Here is a 25,505-nt window from a genome sequence, read left to right on the forward strand (position 1 = left end):
TTACTCGACCACCACGAGCGGCTGGTCGAACTCGACCGGCTGGCCGTTCTCGATCAGAATTTGGCGCACGACGCCGGCGGACGGCGCGACGATCGGGTTCATGACCTTCATCGCCTCGACGATCAGCAGCGTGTCGCCGGCCGCCACGGACTGGCCGATCGCGACGAACGGCTTCGCGCCGGGTTCTGCCGAGAGGTAGCAGGTGCCGACCATCGGCGATTTCACCGCGTTGGCGGTGCTGAGCGTGGGGGCCATCGCGCCGGCTTCCGCGACGGGCGGAGCCGCGGCCGCGACGGGGGCGGCTGCCATCGGCTGCGGAGCGGCGTATACGGGGGCGGCCTGAGCGGCGGCCTTGCGCGCGACGCGGATCTTGCGGTCGCCCTCCTCTACCTCGATTTCGGTGAGGTGGGTGGCGTCGAGCAGTTCGGCGAGCTGGCGCACGAGGTTTACGTCAACCTGCATGGCACCTGAGTTGGTCTGGTCGGTCATGGGGAGGCCTCCTGTCAGAAGCGCGCCGCCGCTTCAAGCGCAAGGGTGTAGGAGAGCGCGCCGAAACCGGCGATGGTTCCCTTCGCCGCGCGGCCTACATAGCTGATATGGCGGAATTCTTCGCGGGTGTGGGGGTTGGAGAGGTGAACCTCGATCACCGGCGTCCTGATGCTTTTGATTGCGTCGTGGACCGCAACCGAGGTGTGGGTGAAGGCACCGGCGTTGAGGATGACGGCCTTTGCGTTGCGGGCCTGGGCTTCGTGGAGCCAGTCGACGAGGTGTCCTTCGTGGTTGGACTGGCGCATGTCGATCTCAAGGTTCAGCTCGCGGGCGCGGTCTTCGAGCTGGCCGGCGATGTCGTCGAGCGTGTCGCTGCCGTAGATCTCCGGCTCGCGGGTGCCGAGGAGGTTGAGGTTGGGGCCGTTGAGGACGTAGATCGTGTCGGTCATTTCGGTGGCTTATCGCTGTTTTGCGGTCGGGGCAAAGAAGGTGGTTTTCACGCGAAGACGCGAAGGCGCTAAGAAGAAGGTTGTTAGCGCGGAGACGCGGAGACGCGGAGGATGTCTCGCCCGCGTCAGCGCCGTATGTCATCACGACGGGTTATGAGAGCGCTGCGCGCAAGGCGGTGGGCCTATTCTCCTCCGCGTCGCCGCGTGAACAAACCTTCTTCCTCTTCGCGGCTTTGCGTCTTCGCGTGAATCAACCTTCCGAAGGTGGACACTCGGGAACAGGTGCCTAGATGGAAGCCATCAAGGAGTTTTGAACGTCATGCCGCATAGCGACGGAACCGTATCGATCAGCGTGAACGGCGCACACAAGCGCGTGCATGCGGGGATGAGCCTCGCCGATCTTGCGACCGAACTGGGGCTGGTGCCGGAGAAGGTGGCGGTGGAGCGCAACCTGGAGATCGTGCCGCGGTCGACGCTTGCCGACGTGTGTGTCGAGGACGGCGACGATCTGGAGATCGTGACGTTCGTAGGCGGCGGCGACCATGTTGCACCGATCGTAGACGATAGCTGGACGGTGGCGGGCCAGACGTTCCGGTCGCGGCTGATCGTGGGGACGGGCAAGTACAAGGACTTCGCGCAGAATGCGGCGGCGCTGGAGGCCTCCGGTGCGGAGATCGTCACGGTGGCGGTGCGACGGGTGAATATCTCCGATCGCAACCAGCCGCTGCTGATGGACTATATCGATCCGAAGAAGGTGACGTACCTGCCCAACACCGCGGGCTGTTTCGATGCGGAGAGCGCGATCCGTACGCTGCGGCTGGCGCGTGAGGCCGGTGGCTGGGACCTCGTCAAGCTGGAGGTGCTGGGCGAGGCGAAGACCTTGTACCCTGACATGCACGAGACGCTGCGCGCGACAGAAGTGCTGGCGAACGAGGGCTTCAAGCCGATGGTCTATTGCGTCGACGATCCGATCGCGGCGAAGCGGCTGGAGAATGCGGGAGCGGTGGCGATCATGCCGCTGGGCGCGCCGATCGGATCGGGGCTTGGTATCCAGAACCGGATCACGATCCGGCTGATCGTCGAGGGTGCGGGGGTGCCGGTGCTGGTCGATGCCGGCGTCGGCACGGCTTCGGACGCGGCGGTGGCGATGGAGCTGGGCTGCGACGGCGTGCTGATGAACACCGCGATCGCCGAGGCGAAGGACCCGGTAATGATGGCGGCGGCGATGCGGAGCGCGGTAGAGGCGGGGCGGCTTGCGTATCGGGCCGGGCGGATGGGGCAGCGGCGCTATGCCGATCCGTCCAGCCCTTTGGCCGGACTCATCTCATAGTCTTGCACCCTAACATATTTGTCACGGAACCGGTCCGACTTGAACCCGTTGTTCTTGCGTTAGATCAAGCGGCCCGGCTGGCGGGGCGCAGTCATCGCAGGAGGCTCTGATGGGCGAACTCACCGACAAGATCAAAGGCAACATCAACGAAGCCATCGGCAACGTGAAGGAAGCCATCGGCAACCACACGGACAACGACAAGCTGGTCGCAGAAGGCGAAGCGCAGCAGCTCGAAGGCAAGGGCGAAAAGGTCAAGGGCAGCGTCAAGGGCGCGCTCGGCGACAACATCTGATCTCGCCGATCAGTATTTTCAGGAAGGGCCGTCCCGATCGCGGGGCGGCCTTTTCTTTGCGACAACCTTTCTTTGCGACAACAGGGGACGACTATATGAAGACGACGATGATCGCGCTGGGCCTGGGCGCCATGGCGCTGTCGCTGGCCGCATGTGGCGGCAAGGGCGACGACAAGCTCGGCAGCCAGGTCGAGGCCGCCGCGGACAACCGCGCCGATGCGCTGGAAGCGGCCGCCGACAACCTGGAAGATCGTGCAGAGGCGGTTCGCGAAAACGGCGAGCGTCAGAACGAGGCGATCGACGACGCCGACGTCAACGCCGCGGCTATGTCGGACGAGCAGAAGGCAGCTCTGGTCAACGGATCGTCCAAGCTGCGCTAAACGCTGCCAAACCCGGCCCCCGTCATCGCGCATTCGCAGCGGTGACGGGGTCGGGTCGCTGCCGTCGCTCTACCGCGCGAGCGTCGCGAGGGTGGCACCGGCGGTGATGACCTCGATATCCGTCCTGAGGTGCAAAAGGCGGACGCCACGCCGTTCCTGCGCGCGAGCGAGAGCGGGGGCGAAGTCCGCCGTGCGATCGACGGTTTCGGCCCAGCATCCATAGGCGCGCGCCAATGCCGCGAAATCCGGGTTTGTCAGCGCGGTGCCCGAGACGCGACCGGGAAAGGCACGTTCCTGATGCATGCGGATCGTGCCGTAGCCGCCATTATCGACGACCAGCACCAGCAGGTCGGCATCGTGCTGGACCGCGGTGGCGAGTTCCTGTCCGTTCATCAGGAAACAGCCGTCGCCGGCGAGCGCGACCACCTGTCGTTCCGGATGGCGAAGCGCCGCGGCCACGGCGGCGGGCAGGCCATAGCCCATCGCGCCTGAGGTCGGGGCGAGCTGCGTTCCGGGCGCGGCATAGGGCCAGTAGCGATGCCACCAGCCGCTGTAATTGCCCGCGCCATTGCAGATGATCGTATCGGCCGGAAGACGCTCGCGCATCGCCGCGACGCACGGGCCGAGGTCCATCGCCACGCCATCGCGCGGTGCGGGCGTCGACCACGCCAGCCATTCCGCATGCGCCGCCGCGCCGCCGGGATGGGGCGGACCATCGAGACCGGCAAGCGCTTCTGCAAAATCGGCCATGCCGGCGCAGATCGCGAGGTCGGTGCGATAGGTCATGCCGAGTTCGTTCGCGTCGGGATGGATGTGAACCAGCCGCTGGCCGGGATGATCCGGGGTGACGAGCGTATAGCCGTCCGTCGTCGCTTCGCCGAGTCGCGGTCCGGCGACGATCAGCAAGTCTGCGGCCTTGACCCGCTCGACCAGTCGGGGATTGGGACCATAGCCGAGGTTGCCCGCATAGCTCGGGCAGTCGTTCGGGATCGCATCCTGCCGACGGAAGGCCGCGACCACGGGCACGCCGGTCCGATCGGCCCAGGCGGCGAAATCCTGTGCGGCAACGCCGTCCCAGCCGGCACCACCCACGATCGCCACCGGACGTTCGGCGGTGGCGAGCAGATCGGCGAGATGGTCGATCGCGGCCTCGTCGCAAGCCTGCGGCAGGCGCTCGACGCGGGGACGATCGATCGCGGCGACCTCGTCGAGCAGCATGTCCTCGGGCAGTGCGAGCACCACCGGGCCGGGGCGGCCGTTCATCGCCACCGCATAGGCGCGGGCGATATATTCGGGGATACGCGCGGCATCGTCGATCCGTGCCGCCCATTTCGCGAGCGGCGCAAACATCGCCTGAAAGTCGACTTCCTGAAAAGCCTCCCGGTCGCGAGTGGCGCGATCGACATCGCCGATGAACAGGATCATCGGCTGCGAATCCTGCCGTGCGACGTGGACGCCGATCGCGGCGTTGGTCGCACCGGGTCCGCGGGTCACGAAGGCGATGCCGGGGCGGTGGGTCAACGTGCCGTCGGCGCAGGCCATGAACGCCGCGCCGCCTTCCTGCCGACACGTCACCGTCTGGATGTGCGGCGTGTCGTGGAGCGCATCGAGCACGGCGAGGAAGCTTTCGCCGGGAACGGTGAAGATGCGCTCGCAACCCTGAGCGATCAACTGATCGACCAATATACGGCCGCCGGTGCGTGTGGGACTCTCCATCCCGCAGTTATCGCCGTCCGATCATCCCCTGTCGAGCGCCGTCACACGCGCGGGCGATTGCCGAAATCGAACCAGCCGGGGCGGCGATCGGCCGGGTAGGCGGGGCGGGCGGCACGCGCCGCGCTGGGTCGGCCGGTGACGCGTTCGGCCAGCGTCGGGGCGGGCGCTGCTGCGGCCACCGGGGTGGCAGCGGTTTCAGCGGCGCGGGCGAGGCGCCCGTTCTCGCGCTCCAGTTCAGCGATGCGGGCATTGGCGGCGGCGAGCCCGGTATCACCCTGCTTCCGATAGCCGGCGTGCGCCTCGCGCTCGGCGGCATAGCGCGCCTTCCACTTCTTGCCGCCGCCGCTGCTTGCGAGACCGAAGAACCAGCCGGCTATGAGGCACAGCGCCAATGCGGCGAATTGCGTGGTGGTAGTGAAGAGCATCCGGGCCTCCCTGTTACGGGTGCATAACGAGGTTGACCGGGGTTGGTTCATTGCCACGTGGGGGACGGACGAATGGATCGTCACGTGAAGCGATTGGAAAATGCCCGGGTCTGGTGGTCAGCTGCCGGTTCGCTGAGCGACTGGGCTACTGATCGAACTCGCTCTTCGTCGGATCACTATCATGCAACTTTGCCCAGAGAGCCTGTGTACCTGCCTCCTGTGCGCGGTTCACATATTGTGACGCAACCAGCCAGCCCTTGATAGGGCGAAGCGGCAAGAGCGTCCCGAGGGCCATGAAAGGAACCGACGTCAGCAGGTGCACCCACCAAGGCGGGTCAAACGCTACCTGAAGCCAAAGAACAAAGAAGATCAACGGGAGGCAAATGATGCAAAGCGAAAAGAAAGCGGGGCCGTCATCCGGTGCGGCAAAGCGATAATCCAGACCGCATTGTTCACAGCGGTCGGTAACCTTGAGCCATGATCTGAACATGTGGCCCTTGCCGCATCGAGGGCACAATCCTTTCCAGCCACACGTGATGATCCAGCGAAACTTGTCGCCGCCCTCGTGTGGGGGGATGGCGGGCCAATTTTTCTGAAGCATAGCGCCTGCTACAGCAGAGCGGAGACGGCGGACATTGGACAGAATGTCCTACTTTGGGTGGAAAGGAGACAGTCCGCTTTACAAGCTAACCCCTGAAAAGCCGCCGGTTGTTTACGGCTCCTGCTCACAAGCAGCAGCATCGAACGCAAAGTAGCGCCGGCCGGTAACCATGTGAGGTGTGTGTTCCCGCCACCACGCAGCGGCGCTTGGATGATGGTTGGCTAGCTGATCGACCGCCGCCTTGGCGTTGACCATATAGCCTTTCACCGCGAACGTCTTCCCAGTGAAGATCGCCCAAACCTGCGAAAGCCAGCCGTGTGGCCCCGTGAGCACGCCTAAACTCCGCCACTCACGCTCGCGCTCCGAGGCCAATGGCAACGACAAACCGATCCACGCGTCTCTGACCCACTCTGGAGCTTCACCGATGGGTCGCTGCACGATCCTGATGTTCATCCCGCGATGCTGTCACGCTGAACAAACGTCCGCAACGGAGAAAGGCTTGCGCCGCTCTCCGCGTCGGCCTTTGGGCGCCAGCCGTCCGGCAGCTTTCCCGCCCGATAGAGGTCCGTCGGCTTTCGGGTGATCGGGTCGGCTTGGTGCCGTCGGCACGGCACGACGTGGTGGGGAGCGGACATCTGGTGTAACGTCGTTCACGATGAGCCAGCGCCCTCACTTTCTTGATCGAACAGGTCTCGTCTTGGCCGTGGCCGGAACCCTGTTTAGTTTGCTCGTCCATGTAGGCGGGTGGGCATATTCCGGCTCGATTTTGCCCAGATGCGCGCCCTCCGATCCGACGGCTTACTGCGCTTCCATCTGGACTTTCTCGGCACTCACCCTCGTGCCGCCGGTCATCCTGTTATTTATGCTTCTGCGTGATCGAGGTGCAGGCTGAACGTCCGCAGTTCGGGCGTTAGCGGAATGGCCGCTTGTGGGTGGAAAGCGGACGTTCAGTCCGCAGGGTTGCGCAATAGCTCTGCGACCTTTTCCTGCCCACCTATCGTCCCGTCGCTGCGGAAGACTTCGACCTCCGGCTCACGGTCGGCAAAAAACTCCACCTCCCAGCGTTCGCCGGGAAGCGCCACGTGCACCATCACCGCGCCCTCGCGAACCGAGGTTAGCGAGTAGTGTGTTCGGCTCGCGTCAAGCTGGCTCAAGAAAGCGTGGATTGTGGGTACGGTCATCGGGCGTGCTTAGAGCCTCACCGCCCATAGCTGCAAATGGGCGTTAGCGGATGTTGGTGACGAGCCAACGAGCGGTTCTAAACAGCGCACCGACCCCATACATCACGACGGCAACGATGCCGAAGATTAGCCCAGCAAGATACACGGGCACAAACGCCTCTGCGTCCGTGATGCCGCCAATCAGACCGATCCCGCACACGACGACGACCAAGACCGGCAGGACGCCAAACAGGAGGAAGTCGAGGCCGATCTTTCGCATGGGGTGAACTGTAAATCGCTGGCGTGGATGTCTGCAAGTGGGCGATAGCCGCCATTCCAGGGTTCGCAGAAGAAACCCCTCAGATGGAAAGTAAGACGTACGTGCGGTCGCGGCGTCATTGGTCGACGCTGCTTGCCCAGATGGCGCGGGCGTCTTTTCGGTAGCCGCCGTGGCAATCGATGCCGCCGGCTTACGGGGCCGACGGCTTGCCTTGCGCGTAGCGGCGCATCGTCCTCAGAATGCGTCGCTGATCGAGCAGGCTGCGGGTCCGAGGATGACGATGAACAGCGTCGGCAGGATGAACAGGATGAGCGGGATCGTCATGATCGCGGGCAGGCGCGCGGCCTTTTCCTCGGCACGCATCATGCGTTCGTTGCGGAATTCGCCGGACAGGACGCGCAGCGCGGAGGCGAGCGGGGTGCCGTATTTTTCGGTCTGGATCATCGTCGTGACGACGCCCTTTACCGCGTCGAGATTGACGCGGGTGGCGAGGTTTTCGAACGCCTGGCGGCGTTCGGTGAGGAAGCCCAGCTCGATCGCGGTCAGCGTGAATTCGTCGCCGAGTTCGGGGTAGGCGCGGCCCAATTCCCTGGCGACGCGATGGAAGGCGGCATCGACGGTGAGGCCCGCCTCGGCGCAGATCACCAGCAGGTCGAGCGCGTCGGGCAGGCCCTTGCGGATCGCGTCGCTGCGCTTGGTGATCTTGTTCTTGAGGAAGATGTCCGGCGCTTTGTACGACAGGATGAAGGTGACGGCGACGAGGCCGTAGCGCTTCAGCGGCGACCAGTCGGCGAAGCTGTCCGTGCCATAGACGATGAAGACCATCAGCCCGCCGAACACGATCGGCAGCACCAGGCGACCAAAGATGACGCCGACGGCCCATTCCTTGGACCGGATGCCGGCCTGCATCAGCTTGACCTGCGCTTCCTTGACCTGACTGTCCTGCAACACCTTCAGCGACGATAGCATGCTGCGCATGCGATCGGTGGTGTCGTTGCGCTGGACGAGCTTGGCGCGGCGCTTGGTCGAGGCGGTAATGCCCGCCTTCAGCTGTTCGCGGCGGTCGTTGAGCGCCTTCACCCGCTTGCTCATGGGATCGGTGACGACGGTGGAGACCGTATAGATTGCGAACATCACCGCCATGGCGGCGACGCCCGACAGGATCGTCGCCACCCACAGCACGTCGATGCCCATCAGCGTCGGTCCGGAAGCCTGCATGTCGCTACCCAGTTCTTTCCGTTAGATTTCGAAGCTGACCATCTTGGCCATGATGAACACGCCGATGCCCATCCAGATCAGGCCGCCGAGGCCCGTGATCATGAGCCGCGGATCGACGAAGAAGTTCTGCATATAGCCCTGGTTGATCACCCAGATCATCGCGAAGACGATGAACGGCAGCGAGCCGACGATATAGGCCGACGCCTTCGATTCGGACGACATCGCCTTGATCTTGAGCTTCATCTGGCTGCGCTGGCGCAGGACGGTGGCGAGGTTGGCGAGCGTTTCGGCCAGGTTGCCGCCGGTTTCGCGCTGGATCGCGATGGTAATGACGAAGAACTGGAATTCGGGGGTGCCGAGCCGGTCCGCGGTATCCTGCAACGCGGCGTCCATCGACTTGCCGATCTTCATCTTGTCGGACACCATCCGGAATTCCTCGCCGACGGGTCCTTCGACCTCGTTGCCGACGACCTGGATCGTCTCGGTGACGGGCAGGCCCGAGCGCAGGCCGCGGACGAGCAGTTCGATCGCATCCGGGAACTTGGCGGTGAAGCGGGTGACGCGACGCTTGATGAAATAGCTGACCATCTTGTGCGGCAGTCCCGCGCCGACCGCGAGGCCGAACAGCAGCGCGAGCAGGAACGGCGCACCCTTCAGCAACAGCAGACCGGCGACGACGACGATCAGGCCGGCGCTGACCATGCCGTATTTGCCGACGGTCCAGTCCTTGCCGGTCATCGCCAGCCGCTTGGCGAGTTGCGCCGGATTTGGCAGCAGGCGACCGAACGCCACATCGGTCTTGGTCTGGATGCGGCCGGCGGCGATGCGCCGCATCTGGGCCTCCGCCACCACCGCGCCGTCGCCGTGCCGTTCGCGCATCGCGGCGAGACGGCGGGTCTGGGCGCGCTGCGGCGAGGGACCGGCAAGCGCGAACATGACGAGCCCCACCGCGATCACGGCGCCGAGGCAGACCATCAGGAGTGGCAACAGATCCATCGCGGCGCGTTCGCCTCCGGTTCGTTAGGCCGCCGTTACCGACGGCGACACAGTTACTTCTTGGCGCGTCGGGGCAGCAGCGACGAGAAGCCGCCGATCAGCGACTTGCCCTTCGCCTTGCCGCCCTTGTCGGTGCCGTCCTTGCCGCTGGCGACCAGTTCCTCGCCGGCGTTGAGCACGTGGCGGGTAAGGTCGAGGATCGGCGCGACCGTTTTCGACGCCTTGCCCGCTTCGGCAAGGGGCTTGCCGAGCTTGGCCGCCTGCGCCGCAAGTTTCTGGTCGAAGGGCACGACGAAATCGATCTTTCGCTCGATCGACCCCTCGAAGTCCTTGCGCGTGATCTCGAGCTGGCCCGAGGCATGAACGCGGTTCGCGACCACGGTGACGTGGGTCTGCGGCGCGTTGCTCTTCAGCCAGGACAGGATGCGGATCGTGTCGCGTGCCGACGCAAGCGTCAGTTCGGTGACGACCACCGCGGCCTGGATATCGCTGATCAGATGCGGGTGCTGGACCAGCATCGCGCGCGGCAGATCGACGACGGTCGCCTCGAACGCGGCGCGCATCTCCTCCTGCAACTGGTAGAAGGCGGCACCGTCGGTCATGATCGGCGCGTTGATCGGGGCTTCGGCGGACAGGACCGCGAGCTTCTCGGTCGCCTTCACCATCGCCCGTTCGATGAACAGGCCGTCGATGCGGCTGGGGTTCTCGATCGCGTCGGTCAGGCCGCGGCCGGGCTCCAGATCGAGGGTCAGCGCGCCGGTGCCGAAATGCACGTCGAGGTCGAGCAGCGCGGTAGAACGCTTTTCCTTTTCGCTGAGCAACCAGGCGACCGACGTGGCGATTGTCGACGCACCGACACCGCCGCGCGTGCCGATCACCGCGATCGCGCAATGCGGACGATCGACGGCGGCCTCGGCAAGCTTGGGCGCGTTGAGCATCGTCTGCGCGTGGCTGAACGCCTCGCGCATCGCATCGGGATGCAGCGGCTTCAGCAGATAATCCTGGATGCCGCTGGCGACGAGATCGCGGTAGAGGCGGACGTCGTTGACCTGGCCGGCGGCGATCACCACCGTGCCGGGTTCGCAGACTTCGGCAAGGGCGTTGATGTCGTTGAGCGGATCACCGGATTCGGCGAGATCGACGAACAGGATCTGCGGACTGGCCGAGACCGACAGCGACTGGACCGCGTTGCGCAATCCGCCCTTGTGGACCTTGTCGACCGACCAGCCGAGTTCGGCGGCGATCGGGCGCAGCGTTTCGACCGTCGTGTCGTCGCAGACATAGGCGGCGAAGGGTTCGCGATGGCCGACGCCGGCGGGTTTCCAGGGTGCGTTCATGTTAATTGCCTCCCCCCTTGGCACTGACAGCTTCGAGCGCGCCGGCACCCGTTGCGGGCTTGCGGCGATAGGCTTCGATCGCCTTGGTGTTGACGTCGGTGTCCGCAAGCGTGTCCGGATCGGCACCGCGGACCAGATCGCCGGGGCGCGCGATCATCGCGGCCAGATTGGTGTTGATCGCGCAGCCGTAATTGGACGAGGTGTTGCCCTGCAATTCGCTGGACGCGTTACGGCTCCAGTCGGGACACCCGGGGACTTCCGCGCGCATCCTGCTGACGACGACGCGCAGCGTTCCGGGGGTGACAGGTGCGTTGGTCACCGGCCGGTCTTCGGACAGCAGCAGGCCATAGCTCGCGACCACGTTGGCCACCTGGTTGCGGGCCGCGCTATCAGCATAGCCTGCCTCATCGAGCGCGACGTGGTCGCCGTAGCCCAGATGCATGGTGTTCATCCATGCCATGAGACGGCGGCTTTCCCCCGTCGCCAGCCCGGTGCGGGCGGTGGCGAGATCGAGCGCATAGTCGGTGCGTGCGACCACCGGCTGGTGAACCGATTCCATGCCGCGATTGGTGGTGCCCATGCACCCGCCGAGCAGCAGCGCAGGGGCGGCGAGCGTGGCGAGAAGGATCGAACGGTTGGTCATCGAAGCCATGTCCTTCGCAGGCATCAGTTGGAGAAGCCGGGAGCGGGAGCCGCGCCCTTCTTCTTCGAAGAGGAGCGGGTGTCCGCGGCAAGCACCGGCACGTCGCGGCGCGGCAGCGCCGGCACCGTGGCGGCAGCACCGATCGTCGGCACCGGTTCGGGGCCGCCCGGGATCATCGTCGGCACCGGACGCGGCCCGCCGCCGCCGCCGCCGATCTCGCCCAGCAGGATGCGCGAGGCGTCGTCGGGTGCGCGATAGCCGTCGTGCGGCAAGGCGATCTGCGACGGGCTGTTCACCGGCTTGACGAGGTAGGGCGTGATGATGATCACCAGCTCGGTCTCGTTGCGCTGGAAGCTGTTCGACCGGAACAGGGCGCCGAGGATCGGCAGATCGCCGAGGAACGGCGTCTTCTGGATTGAATTGTTGTGGCTGTTCTGGAGCAGGCCGCCGATCATCATGCTCTGACCCGAACCCAGCTCCAGCGTCGTTTCGACGCGGCGGCTGGTGATGCCGGGTACCCGCGTGCCGTTGAGCGACACCGCGTTCGAATAATCGAGCTGCGACACTTCCGGACGAACGCGCAGCGAGATGCGGCCGTCCGACAGGACGGTCGGCGTGTATGCGAGGCTGACGCCATATTGCTTGTATTCGACCGAAACGGCACCGAGACCCTGCGCCAACGGGATCGGGATTTCGCCGCCGGCGAGGAAGGTCGCCGTTTCGCCCGACAGCGCGGTCAGGTTCGGATTGGCGAGCGTCGTGACCTGACCCGTCGTCTCGCCCAGATCGAGCGCGCCGATGAGGTCGAAGCCGAGCAGCTTGCCCGCGAGGCCCAGCGTCGTGCCGCCCGCGATCTGGCTGATGCCACTGGCGGCCGGATTGGTGAATCCGGTGGACAGGGAGCCACCGGGAAGGAATTGCGTGCCCGCGCCGCGGCCCTGCGCGATACCGAACTTGAAGCCGCCGGTGCTGTCGCGGCTTTGCAGGTTGACGCCGACGTTCTTGGCGAAGCCGCGGCTGACCTCGGCGACGCGGACCTGCAGATTGACCTGGAGCGGCGTGGCGGTGCGCAGGCGCGAGAGCACCTTGGTCGCGTCGCCGACATAGGCTTGCACGAGGCGCTCCGCCTCGGCCGCATCGCCGGGGCCGGCGACGGTGCCGGTGAGCAGGACGAGGCCGTTCATCGGCGTCGCGGTCAGCTGCGCATCGGGCATTGCCAGTTGTAGCATCGCGCCGATCGAATCGATGTTCTGGCCGACGCGGACGGTGGTCGCATAGACGACCGCGCCGCCCTTTGCGGTGGCGGAGATGGTCGTCTCGCCGGTCTTCCTGCCGAAGATGTACAGCTGGGTCGGCGACCGGACCTGCACGTCGGCGACAGTTTCGTCGGCGATGAACACGTCGCTCATCGGGCGCGACAGCGTGACGAGGCGACCACGACCAGTGTTTACCTGGACGATCGACGACGTGCTGACGCTGCCCGAACGGGTGGCGGCGCGGATGGCGCTGCCGGTCCGGGCATCGGCCATGCCGACCGGCATCGCCGTCGTCGCGACCAGCGCGATGGACAGCGGCAGGGCCAGCGCGGCGATGCCGCGATGCGTCGCGCGCTTCGATGGCGCATTGGCCACGGGCCCGCGCGATGTCCGCAAGATGGTGCGCATCTTAATTCTTCCCCCCGACCGGAACGACGGTCACTGTGTTGCCGCGCGCGACGCGCACGACGGGTCCTTGGATCACCGGAGCGGTGCCGCCGCCGGCGGGTGCCACGCCCGACGTCATAGACGACGTGCCGTCCGACGGGCCGCTGGCCTTGGCTGGCACCGAGCTGCGCTGGAAACGCGATACGTCGGCGCCGGTGGCGTAGGTGGTGCCGCCGGTCTGCGGCTGGCTGGCGATACGAACCATCATCGCCTTTTCGGCTTTCGGATCGCCGTCCGGTACCTTCACGGCACCGCTGGCGATGGCTTCTTCCAGCTCGCTCGAATTGTCGGCGAGCGCACGCAGCGACAGCGATAGTTCGCCGATCGTGCGGGCGACCGCGACCTGCTCCGCCATCTTGGGCGTCGCTTCGAGCGTGACGGTCGAGAAGGTGCTGACGCGGGTCTTGCCGTCTTCGCCCGCGACATTGTCGGTGCGCTGGTCGGTAGCGAGCACGCGGACATTGCGCATGATCGTTTCGGACACCTTGAGCGGCTGGCCATCGCCGCCGCCGTTGACGGTCTGCGTCAGGACGAGATCGATGCGATCGCCCGGGAAGACGAAGCCGGCGACCGCGGCCTGGCTGGACACGCTGACGGTGACCGCGCGCATGCCCGGCCCGAGTGCCGCCGCGAGGAAGCCCCGGTCGCCGGGCGAGACGAGCGCACCCTTGGTGACCGGCTGGCCGGCGGTGATCGCGCTGCGAACCACGGTGCCCTGCAATTTGGACAGGTCGGTCCCGGTGCGCAGGTAATAGGCGCCGTCGACCAGTTCCTTGGGCCACGGCTGGAACTTCAGCGCGGTGGCATCCAGGATGGTACCGATCGGCAGGGCGCGGGTGGCGACCAGCACTTCAGGGCCCATCGGCACCGCTGCGACGGGCTGACCCATCGCGGCGGCTTCCGGTGCGGCAGACCCTGCGATGAGGGTGCGGGCGAAGAATGCCGTGATGCCGGCAACGAACAACGCGCCCACCAGCAAAACGATCTTGCGACTATCCATGTCTCATCGGGCCTTTCAGCGCACCGGTGGTTGATCCGGCGGTAATCATTGGGTCGGAGTGGTTAAAATCCGGTTCGCGACATCGCGGGCGGCAGTGCGAGGAGGGCGGCGGCAGCGATCGCGACGCCGTACGGCACCTCGACCGTGCCGATTCGGCGTTGCCAGCGACGCTCGATCATCATGACCAGCGTGATCGCCCCGCCGAGCACCGACATGACCATCAGCATGTTCACCAGGCCGCCCAACGGTAGCCACAGCGACAGCGCCGCGATCATCTTGACGTCGCCGCCGCCCATCCAGCCGCAGGCGAAGGCGCCGACGAACACGGCGAAGACGATGCCGGCGACGAGCACCTGCACGCCGACGTCACCCCAGCCGAGGCCCATCGCCCACCACCACACCGGCGCGAGCAACGCGATCGCCGCGTTCTTGGTATTGGCGATCTCGCGGGTGCGCGCATCCTCGATCCCCGCTGCCAACAGCAGCGCGCCGAGAACGACGACCAGCGTCACGACCAGAAGATTGTCCCACCCCATCGGACGCAACAGGTAGACGGGATGGCTTGCGAAAACGTAACCACGACCAAAGATGACCGATGCGAACGCCTTGCGCCGAGAGATGGCGGCCGATTCCCGCCTGTCAGAATGGATCGCGCCGGATGGCTGGCGGCATCGCCGGTTCGATTGGGACCATTCCGATTCGCGCGGGCGTATCCTGGTGCAGGGCGGCCGCGCCGACGTGATCGAGAAGTATCTGGAGACGATCGCGCACCTGCATGATCGCGGCTGGTCGGTAACCGCATTCGACTGGCGCGGGCAGGGCGGTTCGGGACGGCTGGGCGCCGATCCGCACGTCGGCCATGCGGCCAGCTTCGATCCGTGGACCGCCGACCTCGGCGCGTTCTGGCAGGGGTGGCGGACCGAGGGGAAGGGGCCTGCGATACTGCTGGCCCATTCGATGGGCGGGCACATTGCGTTGCGGGCCATGCTGGACGGCATGATCGATCCCGATGCCGCCATTCTGATCGCGCCGATGATCGGCGTGAAATCGCCGGTGGGGGCCGGTGCGGGGCTGCGGGTGGCGCGAATGATGACCCGGCTGGGCGATCCGGGCCGCGCGGCATGGGCGGTGCGCCACGACGCACGATCCGCCGGACATCGCCAGCAACTGCTGACGCATTCGGTCGAACGCTACGATGACGAGGCCTATTGGTATGGACGCGATCCGTCGCTGCTGCTCGGCCCGCCGAGCTGGGCCTGGGTGCTGGAGGCGTTCGCGTCCAGCGCTCGGTTGCAGGCCGATCCGCGGTTGACGAGCCTCGCAGTGCCGATCCTGATGCTGGTCGCCGAAGCCGACGGTCTGGTCGATGCGCCGGCTGCGATCCGGCTCGCAGCGAAGCTGCCCGACGTCAAACTGGTGCGATTCGGTCGCGAATCGGCGCATGAGATCCTGCGCGAGGGTGACGCGGTGCGGCTGCGCGCCTACGACGCGATCGATCGTTTCCTCGATGAGCGTACCCGCCGATGATCCATGATATCGCCATCGTCGGTGCCGGCATCGCCGGTGCCAGCCTTGCCGCCGCGGTTGCGCCGCATGCGCGCGTGCTATTGCTGGAGGCGGAGGATCAAGCGGGATATCACGCCACCGGCCGCTCCGCCGCCTTCTGGTCCGAAACCTATGGCGGGCCGGGTATCCAGCCACTGACCAGCGCATCCGAAGCGCCGTTGCGCGACGGCGGATTTCTGGAGCCGCTGGGCTCTCTACACATTGGCCGGGCGCGAGATGCTGCCCGGATCGACGCCTTTCTGTCCGCCTTCGCAGGCACGTCGGTGCCATTGTCGCGAGTCGATCCTGCCGAGCACATCCCGGGCCTGCGGCCCGAATGGTCGCTCGGCGTGTTCGAGCCCAGCTGCGCCTATATCGACGTGGCGGCATTGCATGCGCATTATCTGACGGAGGTGCGGCGCGCCGGCGGGACGATCGCGACGCGGGCAGGGTTGCGGACGGCGGAGCGGGCGGGCGGCGTGTGGACGATCGCGACCGAGTCGCAGGATTTCAGCGCGACGTTACTGGTGAATGCCGCAGGGGCATGGGCCGATCCGGTCGCCGTGCGGGCCGGGGCGGCGCCGCTCGGGATCCAGCCCTATCGTCGGACGATCGCGCAAATCCGGACCGATCCCCCGGCATCCACGGCGATGCCGCACGTCGCCGACATATCCGGCAATTTCTACTTCAAGCCCGAATCGGGCGGCAGGCTGTGGCTCAGCCCGCACGACGAGACGCCGGTCGATGCGTGCGATGCGGCGCCAGAGGAGCTGGACGTGGCGATCGCAATCGACCGGTTCGAGGGCGTGGTCGACTGGCGGGTCGCCGCGGTGGAGCGCAGCTGGGCGGGCCTGCGCAGCTTCGCGCCCGATCGATTGCCGGTGTACGGGTTCGATCCCGCGGTGCCGGGATTCTTCTGGTGTGCCGGGCAGGGTGGCTTCGGCATCCAGACCGCGCCCGCCGGCGCCGCGGTGGCGGCGAGCCTGCTGCTGGAACGGCCGCTGCCCGCGGGTCACGAGCGTATCGATCCGCAGCGGTACGGCCCGGCACGGTTCGGGCAGGATTAGGCTGGCGCACGCCGGCGATGCTGTTAACCTGCGTCAATCGCACGAGAAGGAGCACGGCATGGCGCACAAGTTCGTGATCGAGAAGAACAAGGCCGGCGATTACGTCGCCAAGTTCAAGCACAACAGCGAGTTGATCTGGTGGACGGAGGGCTATGAGAGCCGTGCGTCCGCTCGCAATGCGATCGCGTCGATCCTGAAGAACGGGCCGGAGGCACCGGTCGAGGAGGAGTGATGTCGCGGGCGTGAGCCTGGGCTGAACGAGGCCTGTTCCTACGTCACCCCGGAACACGTCCGAGGTGAAGCGGGCGGCGGGGTTGAACGACCGGTATCCAGCGTGTTTTCAGGCCATGGCGCGACCGGCGCCGGTTGCAGCCTGGCCGGCGGTCACCGCGGCATCGCTCGCCAGTTTGTCGACGCGTTCGTTGTCGGCGTTGCCGGCGTGGCCTTTGACCCAGATCCACTCGATGTCATGTTTCTGCGTCTCGGCGAACAGCGCCTGCCACAGTTCGACGTTCTTCACCGGTTTCTTGTCCGCGGTGCGCCAGCCGTTCTTTTGCCAGCCGTGGATCCAGCGGGTGAGGCCATCCATGACGTATTTGCTGTCGGTGGATAGCTTCACCTTGCACGGCCGCGTCAGTATACGCAGTGCCTGAATCGCCGCGGTCAGCTCCATGCGGTTGTTGGTGGTCAGCGTCTCGCCGCCCGACAGCTCCTTTTCATGGGAGCCGAAGCGGAGCAGCGCGCCCCAGCCGCCGGGGCCGGGATTGCCCTTGCACGCGCCATCGGTGGCGATCTCCACCAGCTGCGGAGCGGGGTCGGTCATGCGAATGTCTCCGGATGCGCGTCGTACCAGTCGAGGCGGCGCAGATAGGCGAGGGGGTCCTTGCGCGTCACAAGTGCATCGGCGGGGGTGTTGAGCCAGTCCCACGCACGGGTGAGCAGGAAGCGGATGCACGCGCCCTTTGCCAGGACCGGCAGCGCCGCGCGCTCGGCATCGGACAAGCCGAACGCCTGCGCGTAACCGGTGAGCAGTGCAGGGCCGACGCCGTCGAGCGGTGCGCCGGGCGGATCGAAGGCCCAGGAGGTGTGCATGACTGCGACGTCATAGGCGCGCAGATCGCGGCAGGCGAAGTAGAAATCGATGAGTCCCGTCACCTGTGCGCCGAGCGTCAGGACGTTGTCGGGGAACAGGTCGGCATGGATGACGCTGGCGGGAAGGTCGTGCGGCCATTCCGTCTCGACCGCGGCGAGCGCGGCGTCGACGCGCGCGAACAGGCCGGGTGCAATCCGGTCGAGGTCACTGCCGCAGCGCTCCAGCAACGGCCGCCAGTCGGCGATGCCAAGGCTGTTGGCGCGAGTGCCGCGGAAGTCGGCGACGGCGGCGTGCAGATCGCCGAGCGCGGCGCCGGCGGTGGCGGCCTGTTCCGGCGTAGGCTGGGTCAGCGAGACGCCGTTGAGGAAGCGGATGAGGCAGGCCGGGCGGCCCTCCAGCTGCTGGATCGCAATGCCGTCCCGGTCCTTGATCGCCGGGGGCACGGGCAGGCCGCGGGCGGCGCAATGGTCGAGCAGATCGAGGAAGAAGGGGAGGTCGCCGGCATCGACGCGCTTTTCGTAGAGCGTCAGGATGAAGCGGTTCGTCGTCGTATCGACCAGATAATTGCTGTTCTCGACCCCTTCGGCGATGCCTTTCGCGGAAACGAGTTCGCCGACGTCGTCGTAACGGCGGAGGAAGGCGGTCAGCGCTTCGGCGGACACCTGTGTGTAGACGGCCATCGTGTCCTCTCCCCGATTATTCCGGGCATCGCCCCTATTCGTCATTCCCGCGCAGGCGGCGGCCGACATATCGCTTCTATCGAGGCCGGAGGGATTATGGATCTCCGCCTGCGCGGGGATGACCAAGCTGGCGTTTGGTTCTAGGCCGCCGCTTCCAGCCCGCGCGGGAGCTTGAAGGCGATCGTTTCGCGCGTCGTTTCTTCCTCACGCTCGGACACCGTGAAGCGGGTGGCGAGCAGGTCGACCATTTCGCGGACCAGCAGTTCGGGGGCTGAGGCGCCGGCGGTGATGCCGAGCGTGCCGACGCCGTCGAGGAACGCCCAGTCGATGTCGGCGGCGCGCTGGATCAGGCGGGCGGGGATGCCTTCGCGTTCGGCGACCTCGACCAGCCGTACGGAGTTGGACGAATTGGGCGCGCCGATGACCAGCATCGCGTCGCACGCGGCGGCGATCGCCTTCACCGCCGCCTGACGATTAGAGGTGGCGTAGCAGATGTCTTCGCCACGCGGCGGCTGCATGTTGGGAAAGCGGCGCTGCAACGTTGCGACGACCGCAGCGGTGTCGTCGACCGACAGCGTCGTCTGGGTCAGGAAGGCTAGGTTGTCGGGATCGGGCGGCGTGAAGGCTTCGGCGTCGGCGACGGTCTCGATCAGCGACATCGCGCCCTCGGGCACCTGGCCGAAGGTGCCGACAACCTCGGGGTGTCCTTCGTGACCGATGAAGACGATGTGGCGTCCCGCGGCGACAAGGCGCTCGGCCTGACGGTGCACCTTCGATACCAAGGGGCAGGTAGCGTCGAGATAGTCGAGGCCGCGGTTCTGCGCCGCTGCGGGCACCGACTTCGGTACGCCGTGTGCAGAGAAGACGACGGGGGCGCCGTCGGGCACCTGATCCAGTTCCTCGACGAAGATCGCGCCCTGCGCCTTCAGCGTGTCGACGACGAACTTGTTGTGGACGATCTCGTGCCGGACATAGACGGGAGCGCCGTGCTTTTCGATCGCGAGTTCGACGATGCGGATCGCGCGATCGACGCCGGCGCAAAAGCCGCGGGGTGCTGCGATCAGCAGCTCGAGGGCCGGCTTGCCGCCGGCCACGCTTGGAAGAGAAGCCATGATGCGGCCTTTCCTACGCGATTGGGTCAACGCGCGGAAGTACGCGATTGCTTGCACCCGCTAAAGGCGGTTCCTATGGTGCGCGCCGCACCGCCGGGGCTGTCCGGCGACGCACCATGCCCGTTCGACAAAGGTACGCGTCTCCGTGAAAACTCCGCTTCTCGGCCTCACCGCCCTCGGCCTGATCCTCTCCGGATGCGCCGGCAAGGGCGAGATCGTGGAAGGCGGCATCACCGCCGTGCGCTCCGCCTGCCCGACCGTAGGTGTTGCGGCGGGAACCGGCGACATTACGTTGTTCGACCCTGTCACCAGCCAGGACGCGAGCGCGATCGACGTGGTGGCCAGCATGACCAACGTGCGCGGCGCGTGCAACGATGCCGGCGACCAGATCGCGACCGCGGTGACGTTCGACGTGCTCGCCCGCCGCACCCGTACCGACGCCCCGCGCGATGTCGTGCTGCCTTACTATATCGCGATCGTGCGTGGCGGCAGCGCGGTGACGGCGAAGCGCAAGGGACAGATCGCGATCCACTTCGATGCCGGGCAGGCGCGCGCGCAGGCAAGCGGCACGGCCTCGACGCAGATCGCGCGCAGTGCGGCGACGTTGCCGGAGGAGGTGCGCGAGCAGCTGACCCGCAAGCGCAAGGCGGGTGACGAGGATGCCGCGACCGATCCGCTGGCACGGCCCGAGGTGCGATCCGCGGTGCTGCGCGCGACGTTCGAGGCGCTGGTGGGGTTCCAGCTGACCGACGAACAGCTAAAGTATAACGCACAGCGTTGACGCTGGGCCGGGGGGTCGGCTTTCGGTCCATGATCCGTCATCCCGGCGAACGCCGGGACCAATGGCGGGGATGCAGGCGCGGTACGTGCACTGCCATCAGCCGTGTGCGTCCATGGGTTCCGGCGTTCGCCGGGATGACGGGTCGCGGGGCTGCTTTCTCGATTGACTAACCCCCCTCGCGCCGCCACAGCTTGGCCCGTCGATGCCGGGCAACCGGCATGGGCACGCGCGGGAGAGAGCCTTTTCACGAGGAGGCCGCCGAAGGAGCAACCACCCCGGAATCTCTCAGGCACAACGGACCGCGCGGGCCTCATCGACACTCTGGAAAGCGTTCCTTCGAGGAGCCACCGAAGGGGTAAGCCCGGTGCAATCGCGCGCAGGGTCAAAGCTCTCAGGTTACCGTGACAGAGGGGGTATGACGGATCGAATGGAGCCCGCGGCTGCTATTCGGTCGCGTGCCTTTTATGGAGACGGTTGATGAGCGAAACGCTGCCAGACACCTTGCCCGATCCGCTCGACGGCCTTGATGAAGGCGATGAGCCTGCCATCCTGCAACTGCCGCTCGACGCCTGGCACCGCGCCCGCGGTGGCCGGATGGTGCCGTTCGCCGGCTATGAAATGCCCGTCCAGTATGACGGCATCATGGCCGAGCATCTGTGGACACGCGAATCGGCGGGATTGTTCGACGTCAGTCATATGGGGCAGGTCGGCCTGACCGGTGACGGACTTGACGCGGCGGGCGTTGCCAGGGCGCTGGAAGCGGTGTTGCCGGGCGATATCAGCGGGCTGGCCGCGACGAAGATCCGCTATTCGCTGCTGCTGAACGACGAGGGTGGTATCCTCGACGACCTGATGGCGACGCGGTTGCCGGAAGAGGGCGCGCATCCGTTCGGCGAGGCGAGCTATTATGTCGTCGTCAACGGCGCGACCAAATATGACGATTTGTCATACCTGCTCGACGTGCTGCCCGACGATATCACGATGAACCTGATGGAAGATCAGGCGCTGCTCGCGGTGCAGGGACCCAAGGCGGTCGCGGCGGTCGCGCGGCTGATCCCCGGAGTTGCCGATCTCGTGTTCATGACCGCGGGCGCGTTCGAGTGGAACGGCCATGCGCTGTGGATCAGCCGGTCGGGTTATACGGGCGAGGACGGGGTCGAGATTTCGATTCCTGCCGAAGCCGCCGCCGGCTTCGCCGATGCGATCTGTGCCGAACCCGAGGTGAAGCCGATCGGCCTTGGCGCGCGCGATTCGCTGCGGCTCGAAGCTGGTCTGCCGCTGTATGGCCATGATCTCGATCCCGAGACGACGCCGGTAATGGCGGACCTGGGCTTCGCATTGTCGAAGCGTCGGCGCGAGGCCGCCGATTTCGCCGGTGCCGCGCGCATCCTCGCCGAGCGTGAGGATGGCCCTGCCGTCAAGCGCGTCGGGCTGTCGGTCGCGGGGCGTCAGCCGGTGCGCGAGGGCGCAAGCGTCGTCGATGCGGACGGCGCAGTGATGGGTCGCGTCACCAGCGGCGGTTTCGCCCCCAGCGTCGGCGCGCCGATCGCGATGGCCTACGTTCCGACCGCGCTCGCCACCGCCGGCACGTCCGTGCGGCTGGTCCAGCGCGGCAAGATCCACGAGGCGACGGTGACCCCGATGCCGTTCGTTCCCCACCGCTACGTCCGTGCAGGAGGCAAGTGAGATGAGCCGTTACTTTACCGAAGATCACGAATGGGTCGATGTCGACGGCGACGTCGGCACCGTCGGCATCTCCGAATACGCACAGAGCCAGTTGGGCGACATCGTGTTCGTAGACGTGCCGGAGGACGGCAAGCAGCTGGGCAAGGGCGATGAGGCCGCGGTGGTCGAATCGGTCAAGGCGGCGTCCGACGTCTATTCGCCGGTGTCGGGCAATGTCCTGGAGGGCAATGCGGCGCTGGTCGACGATCCTTCGCTGGTGAACTCCGACGCCGAGGGCGAGGGCTGGTTCTTCAAGATCACGCTCAGCGATCCGTCCGAGGTCGAGCAGCTGATGGACGAGACTGCGTACGAAGCGTTCGTCGCGAAGTTGTAAGTCTTTGCAAGCCCCTCCCCTTCAGGGGAGGGGTTGGGGTGGGGCATGTCCGCGGGCGATGGTCTCGGTGAGACCTCCCCCACCCCCTGCCCCTCCCCTGAAGGGGAGGGGTTTAGGGAGTATATGATGCGCTACCTGCCGCTTACCCAGCCCGACCGCGACGCGATGCTCGGCGTCATCGGTGCCGCGACGATCGACGATTTGTTCATCGACGTGCCGGAATCCGCCCGCCTCGACGGCCCCGTCCACGGCCTGCCCAACCACGCGTCCGAGCTGGCGGTCGAGCGGCACATGACCGCGCTCGCCCGCAAGAACGTCGTCGCGGGCGAAGTGCCGTTCTTCCTCGGCGCGGGCGCGTATCGGCATCACGTGCCGGCGAGCGTCGATCACCTGATCCAGCGCGGCGAGTTCCTGACAGCCTACACCCCGTACCAGCCGGAAATCGCGCAGGGTACGCTCCAGATGTTGTTCGAATTCCAGACGCAGGTCGCGCGGCTGCTCGGCACCGATGTGGCGAATGCGTCGATGTACGACGGCTCGACCGCGTGCTGGGAGGCGATCGGCATGGCGCGGCGGATCACGCGGCGCGGCAAGGCGATCCTGTCGGGCGGGCTGCACCCGCATTATGTCAGCGTCGCCAGGACGATGGCGAAATACACCGGCGACGCGCTGGAAACCTCGACGCCGACGCTGACCGCCGAGACGGATATCGACGCGCTGATCGCGGCGATCGACGGCGATACGTCGTGCGTCGTCGTGCAATATCCCGACATCCTCGGCCGCATCGCCGACCTGACGCCGCTCGCCGACGCCTGCCACGCCAACAAGGCGCTGCTGATCGCGGTCGTTACTGAGCCGGTCGCTCTAGGGGCGATTCGGTCGCCGGGCGAGATGGACGCGGATATCGTCGTCGGCGAGGGCCAGTCGCTCGGCGTCGGGCTCCAGTTCGGCGGGCCGTATGTCGGGCTGTTCGGTTGCAAGGACAAATACGTCCGCCAGATGCCGGGCCGGCTGTGCGGCGAGACGGTGGACGCCGATGGCCGCCGCGGCTTCGTGCTGACGCTGTCGACGCGCGAGCAGCATATCCGCCGTGAAAAGGCGACGTCGAACATCTGCACCAACTCGGGCCTGTGTGCGCTGGCGTTCTCGGTGCACATGACGCTGCTCGGTGAGAAGGGGCTGCGGCAGTTGGCAGCGATCAATCATGTCGGCGCGGCGGCGGCGGCGGAGCGGCTGGCACAGGTGCCGGGCGTCGAGTTGGTCACCGACACGTTCTTCAACGAATTCACGCTGAAACTGCCCGTCGAGGCGCGTCCCGTCGTCCGCACGCTGGCGGATCGCGGCATTCTGGCGGGCGTGTCGCTCGGGCGGCTGTACCCGGACGAGGCGGGGCTTGCGAACGGGCTGATCGTCGCGGTCACCGAAACCACCACCGCGGAGGACGTCGAGACGTTTGCCGCCGCGCTTCAGGAGGTACTGGCATGAGCATCAACCAGAGCGGCTGGCGGCCGGAGATGAACGCTGGCACCGGTAACGCGGCCCCGACCTTCACCGGCAACAAGGCGCTGATGCTGGAAGAGGCGCTGATCTTCGAGATCGGCTCTACCGAAACGACGGGGGTGGATTTCGCCGACGAGGCCGACCTTGGCGTGTCGAACAAGCTGGGTGGCCTGTTCCGTGATGCGGCGATCGGGCTGCCGGGTCTCGCCGAGCCGGAAGCGGTGCGGCATTATACCCGCCTCAGCCGTCAGAATTACGCGATCGACCTCGGCCTGTTCCCGCTGGGCTCGTGCACGATGAAGCACAATCCGCGGCTGAACGAGAAGATGGCGCGGCTGCCGGGGTTCAGCGACGTCCATCCGCTGGCGCCGGTCGATACCGTGCAGGGCGCGCTGGAGGTGATCCATCAACTCAGCCACTGGCTGGTGACGCTGACCGGGATGACCAGCGTCGCGATGAGTCCGAAGGCGGGCGCGCATGGTGAATTGTGCGGCATCCTCGCGATCAAGGCGGCGCTGGCGAAGCGCGGCGAGGTGGATCGCAAGGTTATTCTCGTTCCCGAATCGGCGCATGGCACCAACCCGGCCACCGCCGCCTTCGCCGGCTTCAAGGTGGAGGATATTCCTGCGACTGCCGATGGTCGCGTCGACACCTCGGCGCTGACCGCGCGGCTGGGGCCGGACGTGGCGGGCGTGATGATCACCAACCCCAACACCTGCGGGCTGTTCGAGCGCGATCTCAAGACGATCTCGGACGCGGTGCATGCGGCGGGCGGCTACGTCTATTGCGACGGTGCCAACTTCAACGCGATCGTCGGGCGGGTACGGCCGGGCGACCTCGGCGTCGATGCAATGCACATCAACTTGCACAAGACCTTCTCCACCCCGCATGGCGGCGGTGGACCGGGTTCGGGGCCGGTGGTGTTCTCCGAAGCGCTGACGCCGTTCGCGCCGCTGCCTTTCGTCGAACGCCAAGGCGACCAGTTCGTGCTGGTCGAGGAAGAGACGGCGGGCGAGCATCACGCTGGCAGCTTCGGTCGGATGGTCGCGTTCCATGGCCAGATGGGCATGTTCACGCGCGCGCTGACCTACATCCTGTCGCATGGTGCGGACGGGTTGCGGCAGGTCGCCGAGGATGCGGTGCTCAACGCCAATTACGTGCTGCGTTCGCTGGAGGGATCGCTCGACGCGCCGTTCGCCGGATCGGGGCCGTGCATGCACGAGGCGATCTTCTCCGACGCCAACCTTGCAGAGGGCTTCTCGACGCTGGACGTTGCCAAGGGGCTGATCGATGAAGGCTTCCACCCGATGACGGTGTACTTCCCGCTGGTCGTCCACGGCGCGATGCTGGTCGAGCCGACGGAGACCGAATCGAAGGCGGCGCTCGACCAGTTCATCGGTGCGCTGCGCTCGGTGGCGGAGCGGGCGAAGGCGGGTGACGTGTCGCTCAAGTCCGCCCCGCACTTCGCCCCGCGCAGCAGGCTGGACGAGACGCTCGCCGCGCGCAAGCCGGTGCTGGTGTGGAAGGATACGCCGCTGGCGCAAGCGGCGGAATAACTTCGTGTTCCTGCGAACGCAGGAACCCAGAGCAACGGGCCGATCGGCTAGTGGCTCGGGGCTCCCGCGTGCGCAGGAGCACCGGCGCGTTTA

The 25,505-nt window shown here is 66.4% G+C and carries 29 protein-coding genes and 1 riboswitch; of the genes, 11 read left to right on the forward strand and 18 right to left on the reverse strand.

Going from position 1 to position 25,505, the window contains the following annotated elements:
- Both accB and aroQ read right to left on the reverse strand, forming a co-directional pair.
- Entirely contained in the window at positions 1 to 489 is a 489-nt protein-coding gene (gene accB, locus LRA87_RS02405; protein ID WP_230628839.1) for an acetyl-CoA carboxylase biotin carboxyl carrier protein, read from the reverse strand.
- 14 nt (positions 490 to 503) lie between these two features.
- Positions 504 to 938 (reverse strand): type II 3-dehydroquinate dehydratase, encoded by a 435-nt coding sequence (gene aroQ / locus LRA87_RS02410; RefSeq protein WP_230628841.1) that lies wholly within the window; start codon positions 936 to 938, stop codon positions 504 to 506.
- A 319-nt stretch (positions 939 to 1,257) separates the two neighbouring features.
- Between aroQ and thiS the strand changes: the two genes are divergently transcribed.
- From thiS to LRA87_RS02430, 3 genes are all read left to right on the forward strand, one after another.
- The gene (thiS, locus tag LRA87_RS02420) at positions 1,258 to 2,268 is read left to right on the forward strand and encodes a sulfur carrier protein ThiS (protein WP_329958574.1); all 1,011 of its coding nucleotides are present in this window, start codon (positions 1,258 to 1,260) and stop codon (positions 2,266 to 2,268) included.
- A gap of 109 nt (positions 2,269 to 2,377) precedes the next feature.
- Entirely contained in the window at positions 2,378 to 2,560 is a 183-nt protein-coding gene (locus LRA87_RS02425; protein ID WP_230628843.1) for a CsbD family protein, read from the forward strand.
- Between the two features lie 95 nt (positions 2,561 to 2,655).
- Positions 2,656 to 2,940, forward strand: a complete 285-nt coding sequence (locus LRA87_RS02430; RefSeq protein ID WP_230628845.1) for a hypothetical protein — start codon at positions 2,656 to 2,658, stop codon at positions 2,938 to 2,940.
- A gap of 69 nt (positions 2,941 to 3,009) precedes the next feature.
- Here LRA87_RS02430 and LRA87_RS02435 read toward each other — a convergent pair whose 3' ends face one another.
- The 13 genes from LRA87_RS02435 to LRA87_RS02495 form a co-directional block, all read right to left on the reverse strand.
- The gene (locus tag LRA87_RS02435) at positions 3,010 to 4,656 is read right to left on the reverse strand and encodes a thiamine pyrophosphate-binding protein (protein ID WP_230628848.1); all 1,647 of its coding nucleotides are present in this window, start codon (positions 4,654 to 4,656) and stop codon (positions 3,010 to 3,012) included.
- Positions 4,657 to 4,697: 41 nt separating this feature from the next.
- Positions 4,698 to 5,081 carry a hypothetical protein gene (locus LRA87_RS02440; protein ID WP_230628850.1) on the reverse strand — a complete coding sequence of 128 codons (384 nt, stop codon included), beginning with the start codon at positions 5,079 to 5,081 and terminating at the stop codon, positions 4,698 to 4,700.
- Positions 5,082 to 5,226: 145 nt separating this feature from the next.
- Positions 5,227 to 5,682: a DUF983 domain-containing protein gene (locus tag LRA87_RS02445; RefSeq protein WP_230628854.1), complete on the reverse strand. Its 456-nt coding sequence runs from the start codon at positions 5,680 to 5,682 to the stop codon at positions 5,227 to 5,229.
- 111 nt (positions 5,683 to 5,793) lie between these two features.
- Positions 5,794 to 6,135 carry a hypothetical protein gene (locus LRA87_RS02450; protein WP_230628856.1) on the reverse strand — a complete coding sequence of 114 codons (342 nt, stop codon included), beginning with the start codon at positions 6,133 to 6,135 and terminating at the stop codon, positions 5,794 to 5,796.
- A 494-nt stretch (positions 6,136 to 6,629) separates the two neighbouring features.
- Positions 6,630 to 6,863 carry a hypothetical protein gene (locus tag LRA87_RS02455; protein ID WP_230628858.1) on the reverse strand — a complete coding sequence of 78 codons (234 nt, stop codon included), beginning with the start codon at positions 6,861 to 6,863 and terminating at the stop codon, positions 6,630 to 6,632.
- Positions 6,864 to 6,906: 43 nt separating this feature from the next.
- Positions 6,907 to 7,122, reverse strand: a complete 216-nt coding sequence (locus LRA87_RS02460; RefSeq protein ID WP_230628860.1) for a hypothetical protein — start codon at positions 7,120 to 7,122, stop codon at positions 6,907 to 6,909.
- A gap of 234 nt (positions 7,123 to 7,356) precedes the next feature.
- The gene (locus LRA87_RS02465; protein ID WP_230628862.1) at positions 7,357 to 8,340 is read right to left on the reverse strand and encodes a type II secretion system F family protein; all 984 of its coding nucleotides are present in this window, start codon (positions 8,338 to 8,340) and stop codon (positions 7,357 to 7,359) included.
- A 21-nt stretch (positions 8,341 to 8,361) separates the two neighbouring features.
- Positions 8,362 to 9,336 (reverse strand): type II secretion system F family protein, encoded by a 975-nt coding sequence (locus LRA87_RS02470; protein WP_230628865.1) that lies wholly within the window; start codon positions 9,334 to 9,336, stop codon positions 8,362 to 8,364.
- A 53-nt stretch (positions 9,337 to 9,389) separates the two neighbouring features.
- Positions 9,390 to 10,673, reverse strand: a complete 1,284-nt coding sequence (locus tag LRA87_RS02475) for an AAA family ATPase (RefSeq protein ID WP_230628867.1) — start codon at positions 10,671 to 10,673, stop codon at positions 9,390 to 9,392.
- 1 nt (position 10,674) lies between these two features.
- The gene (locus LRA87_RS02480; RefSeq protein ID WP_329958575.1) at positions 10,675 to 11,316 is read right to left on the reverse strand and encodes a CpaD family pilus assembly protein; all 642 of its coding nucleotides are present in this window, start codon (positions 11,314 to 11,316) and stop codon (positions 10,675 to 10,677) included.
- Positions 11,317 to 11,339: 23 nt separating this feature from the next.
- Positions 11,340 to 12,980 carry a type II and III secretion system protein family protein gene (locus LRA87_RS02485; protein ID WP_443024822.1) on the reverse strand — a complete coding sequence of 547 codons (1,641 nt, stop codon included), beginning with the start codon at positions 12,978 to 12,980 and terminating at the stop codon, positions 11,340 to 11,342.
- 1 nt (position 12,981) lies between these two features.
- Positions 12,982 to 14,019, reverse strand: coding sequence for a Flp pilus assembly protein CpaB (gene cpaB, locus LRA87_RS02490; protein ID WP_230628871.1), 1,038 nt, complete (start codon positions 14,017 to 14,019; stop codon positions 12,982 to 12,984).
- Positions 14,020 to 14,081: 62 nt separating this feature from the next.
- A complete protein-coding gene (locus tag LRA87_RS02495; protein ID WP_230628874.1) occupies positions 14,082 to 14,555 on the reverse strand; it encodes an A24 family peptidase in 474 nt (157 codons plus the stop codon).
- A gap of 52 nt (positions 14,556 to 14,607) precedes the next feature.
- On the opposite strand from LRA87_RS02495, the gene LRA87_RS02500 reads away from it, so the two are divergent.
- The 3 genes from LRA87_RS02500 to LRA87_RS02510 are packed head-to-tail and all read left to right on the forward strand — an operon-like array spanning position 14,608 to position 16,863.
- On the forward strand, positions 14,608 to 15,546 hold the full coding sequence (locus tag LRA87_RS02500; protein ID WP_230628876.1) for an alpha/beta fold hydrolase: 939 nt from the start codon (positions 14,608 to 14,610) through the stop codon (positions 15,544 to 15,546).
- Complete coding sequence (locus LRA87_RS02505; RefSeq protein ID WP_230628878.1) at positions 15,543 to 16,631, forward strand: NAD(P)/FAD-dependent oxidoreductase; 1,089 nt, start codon at positions 15,543 to 15,545, stop codon at positions 16,629 to 16,631. Before LRA87_RS02500 ends, LRA87_RS02505 begins: the two co-directional genes overlap by 4 nt.
- Positions 16,632 to 16,689: 58 nt before the next feature.
- Positions 16,690 to 16,863: a YegP family protein gene (locus tag LRA87_RS02510; protein ID WP_230628880.1), complete on the forward strand. Its 174-nt coding sequence runs from the start codon at positions 16,690 to 16,692 to the stop codon at positions 16,861 to 16,863.
- 108 nt (positions 16,864 to 16,971) lie between these two features.
- Here LRA87_RS02510 and rnhA read toward each other — a convergent pair whose 3' ends face one another.
- The 3 genes from rnhA to ispH all read right to left on the reverse strand — a co-directional run bounded on the left by rnhA (position 16,972) and on the right by ispH (position 19,516).
- Positions 16,972 to 17,454: a ribonuclease HI gene (gene rnhA / locus LRA87_RS02515; RefSeq protein ID WP_230628882.1), complete on the reverse strand. Its 483-nt coding sequence runs from the start codon at positions 17,452 to 17,454 to the stop codon at positions 16,972 to 16,974.
- Positions 17,451 to 18,404: a homoserine kinase gene (gene thrB / locus LRA87_RS02520; RefSeq protein WP_230628884.1), complete on the reverse strand. Its 954-nt coding sequence runs from the start codon at positions 18,402 to 18,404 to the stop codon at positions 17,451 to 17,453. Before thrB ends, rnhA begins: the two co-directional genes overlap by 4 nt.
- A gap of 140 nt (positions 18,405 to 18,544) precedes the next feature.
- The gene (gene ispH / locus LRA87_RS02525; RefSeq protein WP_230628885.1) at positions 18,545 to 19,516 is read right to left on the reverse strand and encodes a 4-hydroxy-3-methylbut-2-enyl diphosphate reductase; all 972 of its coding nucleotides are present in this window, start codon (positions 19,514 to 19,516) and stop codon (positions 18,545 to 18,547) included.
- Between the two features lie 145 nt (positions 19,517 to 19,661).
- Here ispH and LRA87_RS02530 point away from each other — a divergent pair, with 145 nt between their 5' ends.
- From LRA87_RS02530 to gcvPB, 5 genes are all read left to right on the forward strand, one after another.
- Positions 19,662 to 20,297, forward strand: a complete 636-nt coding sequence (locus LRA87_RS02530) for a hypothetical protein (RefSeq protein ID WP_230628886.1) — start codon at positions 19,662 to 19,664, stop codon at positions 20,295 to 20,297.
- A 219-nt stretch (positions 20,298 to 20,516) separates the two neighbouring features.
- Positions 20,517 to 20,609: riboswitch (glycine riboswitch) on the forward strand.
- Positions 20,610 to 20,774: 165 nt separating this feature from the next.
- A complete protein-coding gene (gene gcvT, locus LRA87_RS02535) occupies positions 20,775 to 21,983 on the forward strand; it encodes a glycine cleavage system aminomethyltransferase GcvT (RefSeq protein WP_230628888.1) in 1,209 nt (402 codons plus the stop codon).
- A 1-nt stretch (position 21,984) separates the two neighbouring features.
- Positions 21,985 to 22,356, forward strand: a complete 372-nt coding sequence (gcvH, locus tag LRA87_RS02540; protein ID WP_230628890.1) for a glycine cleavage system protein GcvH — start codon at positions 21,985 to 21,987, stop codon at positions 22,354 to 22,356.
- A gap of 126 nt (positions 22,357 to 22,482) precedes the next feature.
- The gene (gene gcvPA / locus LRA87_RS02545) at positions 22,483 to 23,841 is read left to right on the forward strand and encodes an aminomethyl-transferring glycine dehydrogenase subunit GcvPA (RefSeq protein WP_230629788.1); all 1,359 of its coding nucleotides are present in this window, start codon (positions 22,483 to 22,485) and stop codon (positions 23,839 to 23,841) included.
- The gene (gene gcvPB, locus LRA87_RS02550; protein ID WP_230628892.1) at positions 23,838 to 25,412 is read left to right on the forward strand and encodes an aminomethyl-transferring glycine dehydrogenase subunit GcvPB; all 1,575 of its coding nucleotides are present in this window, start codon (positions 23,838 to 23,840) and stop codon (positions 25,410 to 25,412) included. The genes gcvPA and gcvPB overlap by 4 nt, the downstream gene beginning before the upstream one ends.
- The last annotated feature ends 93 nt before the right edge of the window (positions 25,413 to 25,505 follow it).

It is taken from the genome of Sphingomonas sp. Leaf37, assembly GCF_920939475.1.
In the GTDB taxonomy this organism is placed as follows: Bacteria; Pseudomonadota; Alphaproteobacteria; order Sphingomonadales; family Sphingomonadaceae; genus Sphingomonas.